The following is an 8,147-nucleotide window of genomic DNA, read 5'->3' as shown; positions in this document are numbered from 1 at the left end:
GCCCTCAACGCCTTCGACATCGCCTTCGAAGGCCGCCTCACCACCACCCGCAACTGACCCGAGCAAGATCAAGTTACACCGTTAACTGGACACTCCCCTTGAGACGCGCCCAGGCCCATTTGCCTCGGACGGAATCGGGGCAGTACCCGCACTCGGCGGCGAGCGCGGCGACGATCGGGAGGCCCCAGCCACCGTTGTCGTCCCAGCGCTCCTCGGCCAGGTCCAGGGTTTCCGGAGTGGGTTCGACGACCTGTCGGGTCTGAGGTTTTCCCGGAGCGTCGTCCCACACCGCGAGGAGAACCCCGCCAGAGTCCAGGCTTATCTGGAAACGGATCTCGCCGCCCGTAGGCGTGGCCGCGACGGCGTTGGTCACGAGTTCGGACGCGACCACGAGCGCATCGTCCGATATGCGCGAGCAGTTCCACTTGTACAGGCGGGCCTTGGTCAGTGTTCGCGCCAGACCCGGCGCCGCCTTGGACGCGAGCATGGAAAAAAAGCGGGCAATTCGGCGTCTCGATCATGATTTGCGGCGATCCCTTCGACTTGTTTTTGTGTTTGCAAGTCAAGGATCAGCCGGCCGATTAGGGTCAATCTTGTATTCGCAGAAGCCTTAAACAAAAAGGATCCGCATGTCTGCTGCAGATGATCTCGATCCGCGGTCGTCGCTCTACGTGTGGCTGGCCCATGACCTGCGGCTTTATCGACAGAGGCGCGGCTTGACGGGCGAGCGGCTGGGAAAGATCATCGGCTGTGTGCGGTCGCACGTTGCCAACATCGAAGCCGGTCGGGCGCGCATCGACATGAAGCAGGCCAAGATCCTCGACGAGGTCTGGGACACGGGCGGCCACTTCCAGACGCTGCTCTTCTTCGCTGAGACAGCCCACGATTCGGACTGGCTGCGCACCTACAGCCAGCACGAGGCCGCGGCGAGCGTGATCCGGATCTATCTAGGCCAGATCGTCCCCCCGCCTCTTCAGACCGAGGGATACATGCGGGCGTTGCTCGAGGAGAGCGACGCCAAGGACATCGGGCAAGCGGTCCAGTCGCGGATGGCCCGGCAGGAGGCGATCCTCACCCGCCCCTCGCCTCCCTACGTCTGGATCTTGATGGACGAAGACTCGATCACGTCCGAGATCGGCGGCCCCGAGGTCATGCGCGCACAGCTCCGCTACCTCCTCGAAGTCGGCGTACTGCCGCACATCTCCATCCGCATCATCCCCAAGACGGCCGGCGCCCATCTGGGCCTGGACGGTCCGTTCCGGCTCATCACGGTGCGAGACCGGCAGATCGGCTACGTCGGCGCTCGCCGAGGCGGCCGCTTGATCGAGGCACCGTCGGAGATAACCGAAATCGCAGTAGATTACGAGCGAATCGGGTTCAAAGCGCTGTCCGAGGACGCCACGCGGACGCGCATCTGCGAGTTGGAGGCGGCGAAGTGACCCACTGGCGCAAGAGCTCGTACAGCGGCGCGATCAACGACGAAGCCTGCGTAGAGGTAGCCGACCTGTCCAGCGGCATCGGCATCAGAGACTCCAAGGCCCCGGACGCCGGCCACCTCCTGGCAAGCCGCACAGTCTTCGCCGGATTGCTCCGGGACGCCAGACTCGGTGCTCTCGATATACCGCATGACTTGGTGCGATAGCCCCCGGTGCGCGCACACGAGATATGCGCTGAGGTTCATGGTTCCGGACGTGCGCATAATATCTATTTGAGGCACGGCTATTGAGGCCTCGAGTGTGTCTGTCTACCCAGACCGGGGACTGAGTTCAGGGCAAAATCGAGCGAGCAGTCATGTTTCGCGGACACCGTCGCAGATAAGTGTCAATGCTCGGGCATCCGTGGTGTTCTCGGCGTCTAGTAGGTAGCCAACCACCGCGAGGATGAATTTTTCGGGCCGTCGGCCCACCTTCCGGAGAAGTGCGTCGGTGGCCTCGGTGAGGCCTTGGCTCCGGCAAGCCTGAATCGCGGCGGCGGACTCAACCGCAGGTGCCTCGTCGCCGGCATAGTCGAGCATGCCGATGGCGTGCTCATACCGGCCGCTCTCGAGATGCAGCCTTAGCTCGTCGACTGGCCAATATGGGTCTGACATCGAACGGTTGCGCCGGTCCCCCATGGCCCCGGGGACCGGCGCCCCGGGCGAAGCGCCGGTCCTCAAGGCCAGAGGCGCCGATGCCTCGCCGCGCGCGCCAGCAACGATGCCCGTGGTCGGCCCGGGGACTACGGCATCAGACTCGTCCGAGACTCGTTGGAGGAGCCGTTCCAAGTCGCCCAAGGGCATGGTCCTAGCGGGTTGCTTGCTCGCCGCGATCAGGTGAAGCTTGCGGACCGTCCCCTCGTCGGGGACCACGAAATCCCCTGAAGCGAGCCGGTTGATGACGGACCGGGAGCTGTTGACTTGGCGCGCGACGCTGCGTTGCGACCCGCCCATATCCTGCAGAAACGCGCGTACCACCTGGGCAAGCTCGCGACGCGCTGGGGGCAGGGAGGCTGGAAGGGCCTTCAGACGTCCGAGTGGCGGCACAGAGAGCTCCCTGGGTCTCCTTGGGCTACCCGCCCAATCTTGACGGACGCCTACGACATTTGAGGTGGTTCCGCTGCAGGCTGGGACACTCCGGGACACGGCAACAAGTAGGGACACCGAGGGACAGGAAGAGCTTCCATATCCCCGAGAGCTGCGCTTCTCTGGAACGAACGGGCAGGACTGACCTGCTGCCTGACCACGAGGCCGTCACTGCGGTGTACACGGGAGGACTGGGAAGCATGGCTGTAGCGCCGTCCTGGACGGACGAACGACTCGGTACCAAGAAGCGCGTCGCTCTGTGGCTGGTGCAGGAGGTCGGGGTCAGCAACGTTTTCACCAAGGAGCAGCTGAGAACTGCGTTCGAAGGGGTCAGCCAAGTGGACCGCCGCATGCGGGAGCTGCGCGATCACGAGTGGCAGATCGACACCAATCGCGAAGACCCGACCCTCGACCCCAGTGAGCACCGCTTCGTGCGGCAGGGGCTACCGGTGTGGGAGCCGGGCGTTGCCGGCCGCAAGGCGACGGACTCTGTCGGAGCGGTACAGCGCCGTGCCGTGCTGATGAGGGACAACTATCTCTGCCGGGCCTGCGGCATTGGAAACGGTGAGGCGTACCCTGACGGCCACGGAGCCACCTCTCAGTTGGACATTGCGCGACGTTCGGTCACTTTGCCCAGTGGCGAGATCAAGGTGCAACTGGTCACCGAGTGCAACCGGTGCCGCGTTGGCGGACGCGAGGCGGGCATTGACCTGAGCGCGATCGCGATGGCGTTGGCGCAGCTCTCGCCCTACGAGCGCAAGATGCTATCCACCTGGATGGAGCGGGATGCTCGGGCCTTCAACGAAGTTGAGAAGCTTTGGGGCGTCTATCGCACTCTGCCGGCGTCGGCGCGAGCGGAGGTCCGCAGCATGCTTCCGTAGTTTCTTTCAAGCTAGAGTCGGCGATGGGCCCGGATTTTATCTCTGCGGCATCTGCATCACTTTTATTCACGCAAGGAGCGAACATGTCGATCGACTTTGGTCTGCCTCGTGAGGCCACCGCCAACCGGAAGCTCGTGGCCGAGCGACTGAACGAGTTGCACAACGGAAGCGGGGTCCCGGAGACGCTAACCGTTGAGTGGCGTGGAAAGCCAACGCATGTCGAGGTGATTGATATGCCGGTCGAGGTCCTCCGCTACAACCCCGGCACGCATCGCATCCGCGCACAGCGCGCGTATGACCCAGCCCGAGACAAAGTTCTTGAGGAAGACCCCTGGAGTCCGGAGAGCCAGGATTACCTACACTACCTGCTGAAGGCGTTGCCGGCTGATCCGTCCAAGACGGACAAGGCCTTTGAGGATCTTACCGAAAGCCTGCGAGAATATCAGCAAAACGAACCTGGGCTGATCACCCGCGAAGGTATTCTCGTTAATGGCAACACACGCCGCGCCGCCCTTAAAGATCTCGGCCGGACCAGCATGCGGGTTGGTGTTCTGCCTGAGAGCTGTGAATGGACGGACATTCACGCTGTCGAACTCTCCCTGCAGTTGCGTCCGGACAACCGCCGTGATTACTCCTACATCAACCATCTTCTTGCTCTAGAGGAGCAGGTAAAGCTCGGCAAGCCTCTACCGGAAATCGCCCGCAACTTTCATACCACAAAACCGGCCTGCGACCGCGACCTGTGGATTCTGGCCCAGTTGCGGGACCTCCTCAGTCGCAGTGACACTGGTGATGCCTCGTTGCGGCTCATGGACTTCGAAGAGGCCAAGGAAAGATTCTTTGAGCTCTACCGTGCTTATAAGACCGAGAGCGCGCGTAATCGGGAACGTGCCGACCTGATGAAGGAGGGGCGACTGGCCGCTATTGTGCTCGAGTTCGCCAAGACGGACGTCCGATTCATTGAACCAGACTTCCACAAGCGTTTCTTGAAGCAACGGTTGCCTGCAGACATCACACCCCCTCCCGCACAAGAAACATCCACAGTGGCCATCCCTGGTCTAGGCCGCTCCCTCCAGGCCGCTGGTGCTGAGGTTGCCGCAGCCAAAGCGCTCACCGACTCTCTGCTGCAAGCTAAGGCTGTGAAGACTCGTGGCTCTGCTGCGCCCCCTGAGGAGCAGGCTGCGGCAGCCAAGCTGTTCGAGAGTGCATACAAAAGCTTTAACGAAGCACTGGAATTCGCAGGCAAGGACTTCCGGCTCCGCAAGAAGCGCCTTGCCGCTCCCGACCGCATTGTCGATGCTTGTAAGGACTTGGAGCAGTGTGTTACTGACCTCGTTCTCGCCCGCGGCAACGGGAGTCTGGATGAAGGGGCGTTTGACGACGCGCTGCTGCGGCTGCGCGAAACCATGAAGCGTGTGGCTGCGGAGGCTGGTAAGAGCGTGCCCATCCCGGGCGATGGGCTGACATGGCTTAATGGGGCTGTGGGGAGGCAGCAGTGACAGCTACGGAGGTATCGCTGCGAATCTCGTTCGACGTAACGCGGACCCGCGTGGTTCTGCGCACCGTCCCTGGGCATGAGGAGGAGTTCGCAGTTCTTGCCGCGCGCATCGCCCCCGGCGGCCAACGTGGACCACTAGTGGGCGAGTTCGACCTCGACGACTTTCTCGACCGCATCATCGAATTGGGGTCCTGGCGGCACGAAGGCGTCGAATGGGAAGATGCGCTGCTGCAACTCGTCAACGGCGTTCTCGACGACGCCGAGCGAGCTGAGCAGAGGCTGCGCGGGGATACGGGCCAAGGCGCTCTCGAGCCGGGCGACGTACCAGAGCTTCTCGGTGACGACTGGACTGGGGACCTTACCGCCTTCCAACTACGTGACGTAGCGCAGCTTCTATGCCTTGGGCATGGGGCCAATTTCAGCGTTCCCGGCGCCGGCAAGACTCGCGTTTCACTCGCCGTCTACGCCGCCATGCGCGAGCAGGGCTTGGCTAAGCGACTTCTCGTTGTGGGGCCGAAGTCCGCTTACGAGGCTTGGCAGACGGAGAGTCAACTTTGTTTCCGAACCCCGCCGCGCATCGTTGTCATGGGCCGCGTTCCCGACTATGGAGCCGAAGTGCTGCTGGTCAACTATGAACGGCTTTCCCGGTCTTTGCCCGGGCTCATGTCCTGGCTAGGCACCGCGCCATCGATGTTGGTGCTCGACGAGGCCCATCGTATGAAGCTTGGCGCGAACGGAACCTATGGTTCAGCCTGCCTCGCACTCGGGCCCGCTGCCGCCCGGCGGCTCATACTCACCGGCACACCGGCCCCCAACGGGGCTAGGGACCTGGAAAACCTTCTGTCATTCGTTTGGCCTGGTCGTGGTAAGCGTGTGGTTTCCGACGCAGTACGGGGGGGCGACCTAGCCTATGCCAGCACCGTGCTCCGACCTCTGTTCACCCGAACCACCAAACGTGAACTGGGTTTGCCGCCGTTCGAACCAAAAGCTCGGTATGTTCGGCTTCCGCCGATCCATCGCGAGGTGTACGAAGCACTTAAAGGCAACTTTTCTGCGCGGGCTGAGGCATCTCGTAACGACATTGAAGCACTCGGACGGACAGCACTGCGTCTGCTTATGGCCGCAACTAGCCCGGCGCTTCTTGTTGAGGGAAGCAGCCCATACGAGCCACTCGCCTACCGTGTACCGCCGCTACAAGCCGCGCCCGACGAGCCCCTCTATGCGCTCTTGCGTGAGCTGCCGAGTTATGAACTTTCCCCCAAGTTCCGGGAGGCCGTCAAGATTGTCGCTACGAATGCATCAGCGAATCGAAAGACGATCGTCTGGACGACTTTCGTGCGCAATATCACCACTTTGGCCGAACTTCTCTCGCCGTACTCTCCCGCTGTTGTACATGGGGGCACAGCCGACCGTGATGAAGAGATCCGGCGTTTCCGCGAGGACTCTGACTGCAAGGTGTTGGTGTCGAACCCAGCTACCCTTGGTGAGGGGATAAGCCTGCACCACGCTTGCCACGACGCAGTCTACGTTGACCGCGATTTCATGGCCGGCCGTTTCTTGCAGAGCCTTGACCGGATCCATCGCCTGGGCCTGGCTCCGGGAACGGAGACCAGGGTCTCCGTTCTCGTCGCGGAGGGCACTATCGACGAGGTGGTTCAGTTGCGCCTCGAGGTAAAGTTGAAGTTTATGGGCAGCATCTTGGACGACCCCGAAGTGCGCCAACTTGCCGACCTCATTGAAGAGCCCATTGGCACCGCCGGTCTAGATGCGGCGGATATTCGCGAACTTTTGCGCCACCTTGAGTAATCACTAAGATGAGCAGAGAATAGCGAACGGGACCTGATATCCGTTGAGATTCAGGGGTGGTCTCCTCGCGGCCCCGCCTGCGCTGAGTGGTGAGTATCGGGGGAGGGCCGAGCCGCGAGGAGTAACCTTCAGCTGATTCTTGCTCGGTGTTGCAAGAAGAGCTTATGCCGGTCGTGGTCCTTCTGTCCTGTGAAGGCCTTGAACTGGCCGAGCTTGTATGCGGTGGTGGTGGCGCGCCGTACGGTTTCGATCTCGAAGTCCCGCCCCAGGAGAGTTAGACGATGCTCTAGCTCCGGATCATCGAGGTCGAGATTGGCTGCGCGGAGGAGCTGCGCCTGGGTCATGAAGTCGCCGTGGTCACGGAGCGCCCGGTAGATCTCGTCATGGGCGGTGTCGAGCGTAAGCTCGCGAGGTTTGCCCTCCTGGCGTAGGGCCTTGGCGATGGCCTCGCCGACGGCTCGTGCCACCGGAGGAGGGAAGGCGTTGCCGATTTGCCGGTAGCGGGAGGTCTTCCGGCCTGTGAACTCCCAGCCCCAGTCGTCGCTCCAGCCTTGGATGCGGGCCACCATCTCACAAGTGAGCTTGGGGCCGACCTCGAAGACGTCGCCGGGCTCCGGTGCGTGATTGGCGACCCCCAGAGCGTCTACTCCCAGTTCCGCCCATGCCTTCTTAGCGCGAGTCGGCCCCAGGTCGGCGCCGCCGTGCTTCTTGGACCCGCCGACGATCGTTGGGCCGATCTTGTTGGCCTTCTCGGCCCATTCCTCCGCGCCCTCCCAGCCGTTTACCGCCATGAGGTCGACGAGCGTCTCTCCAACAGTCGGGGCCTTGCCCTGCGGAGTCGGCCAGTGGAAGTAGGGAGCGTATTTCTCCTGCATCGCTACCAGGACGAACCGTGGACGTAGCTGCGGTACTCCGTAGTCAGAGGCATGCAGCAACCGCCATTCGCCGATGTAGCCGAACTCCTGGAGCCGGTCGAGTACATGCTGCCGGTATCCGGCGAACCTGGGCATGCTGAGCCCGCGGACGTTCTCTAGGAGGAGGGCCTTGGGCTGCATGAACTGGACCTGCTCCACGGCCCAGGCGAACAGGTCTCGTTCGTCGCTAGCGCCGAGCTGCTTCCCCGCGATGCTGAAGGGGGGACATGGCACCCCTCCGGCCAGAAGTTCGACGCCCTGGTAGTCGGACGGCTTCCAGACCTCCGGGTCGGCAACGTCACCGCATTGGACGATCGAGCCGGGCAGCAGGCCGCGGCGGCCTTCGAGGTTCTCGGAGAGCGTGTTCGCTGCGTTCTGATCGAGTTCGACCGCGAGGCGGTGTTTGAACCCGGCCAGCTCAAGGCCGAGGACCTGGCCGCCGGCCCCCGCGCAGATCTCGACGACTTCAAGATCCGCCACTACGGCCT

Annotated in this window: 8 protein-coding genes; 5 read left to right on the top strand and 3 right to left on the bottom strand. The window is 62.6% G+C overall.

Translation table 11 applies throughout. The annotated features are described in order from the left end of the window. Positions 1-73: 73 nt before the first annotated feature. The gene (locus ACFQ11_RS29640) at positions 74-487 is read right to left on the bottom strand and encodes an ATP-binding protein (RefSeq protein WP_378304594.1); all 414 of its coding nucleotides are present in this window, start codon (positions 485-487) and stop codon (positions 74-76) included. 142 nt (positions 488-629) lie between these two features. On the opposite strand from ACFQ11_RS29640, the gene ACFQ11_RS29635 reads away from it, so the two are divergent. Together ACFQ11_RS29635 and ACFQ11_RS29630 are read left to right on the top strand one after the other, a co-directional pair. Continuing rightward, positions 630-1,439, top strand: coding sequence for a helix-turn-helix domain-containing protein (locus tag ACFQ11_RS29635; protein ID WP_378304592.1), 810 nt, complete (start codon positions 630-632; stop codon positions 1,437-1,439). After that, the gene (locus ACFQ11_RS29630; RefSeq protein ID WP_378304590.1) at positions 1,436-1,642 is read left to right on the top strand and encodes a DUF397 domain-containing protein; all 207 of its coding nucleotides are present in this window, start codon (positions 1,436-1,438) and stop codon (positions 1,640-1,642) included. The genes ACFQ11_RS29635 and ACFQ11_RS29630 overlap by 4 nt, the downstream gene beginning before the upstream one ends. A gap of 147 nt (positions 1,643-1,789) precedes the next feature. Here the strand turns inward: ACFQ11_RS29630 and ACFQ11_RS29625 are convergent, their stop codons facing one another. Beyond that, positions 1,790-2,347, bottom strand: coding sequence for a hypothetical protein (locus tag ACFQ11_RS29625; protein ID WP_378304589.1), 558 nt, complete (start codon positions 2,345-2,347; stop codon positions 1,790-1,792). 413 nt (positions 2,348-2,760) lie between these two features. Between ACFQ11_RS29625 and ACFQ11_RS29620 the strand changes: the two genes are divergently transcribed. From ACFQ11_RS29620 to ACFQ11_RS29610, 3 genes are all read left to right on the top strand, one after another. Beyond that, the gene (locus ACFQ11_RS29620; protein ID WP_378304586.1) at positions 2,761-3,441 is read left to right on the top strand and encodes a hypothetical protein; all 681 of its coding nucleotides are present in this window, start codon (positions 2,761-2,763) and stop codon (positions 3,439-3,441) included. An 83-nt stretch (positions 3,442-3,524) separates the two neighbouring features. Further along, entirely contained in the window at positions 3,525-4,940 is a 1,416-nt protein-coding gene (locus ACFQ11_RS29615) for a ParB N-terminal domain-containing protein (protein ID WP_378304584.1), read from the top strand. A gap of 50 nt (positions 4,941-4,990) precedes the next feature. After that, positions 4,991-6,745 (top strand): DEAD/DEAH box helicase, encoded by a 1,755-nt coding sequence (locus ACFQ11_RS29610; protein ID WP_378304582.1) that lies wholly within the window; start codon positions 4,991-4,993, stop codon positions 6,743-6,745. A 128-nt stretch (positions 6,746-6,873) separates the two neighbouring features. Here ACFQ11_RS29610 and ACFQ11_RS29605 read toward each other — a convergent pair whose 3' ends face one another. Beyond that, the gene (locus tag ACFQ11_RS29605) at positions 6,874-8,139 is read right to left on the bottom strand and encodes a DNA cytosine methyltransferase (protein ID WP_378304580.1); all 1,266 of its coding nucleotides are present in this window, start codon (positions 8,137-8,139) and stop codon (positions 6,874-6,876) included. Positions 8,140-8,147 lie beyond the last annotated feature (8 nt).

The organism is Actinomadura sediminis (assembly GCF_042675525.1).
Lineage (GTDB): Bacteria > Actinomycetota > Actinomycetes > Streptosporangiales > Streptosporangiaceae > Spirillospora > Spirillospora sediminis.
This window is presented reverse-complemented; position numbering and strand designations above follow the sequence as displayed.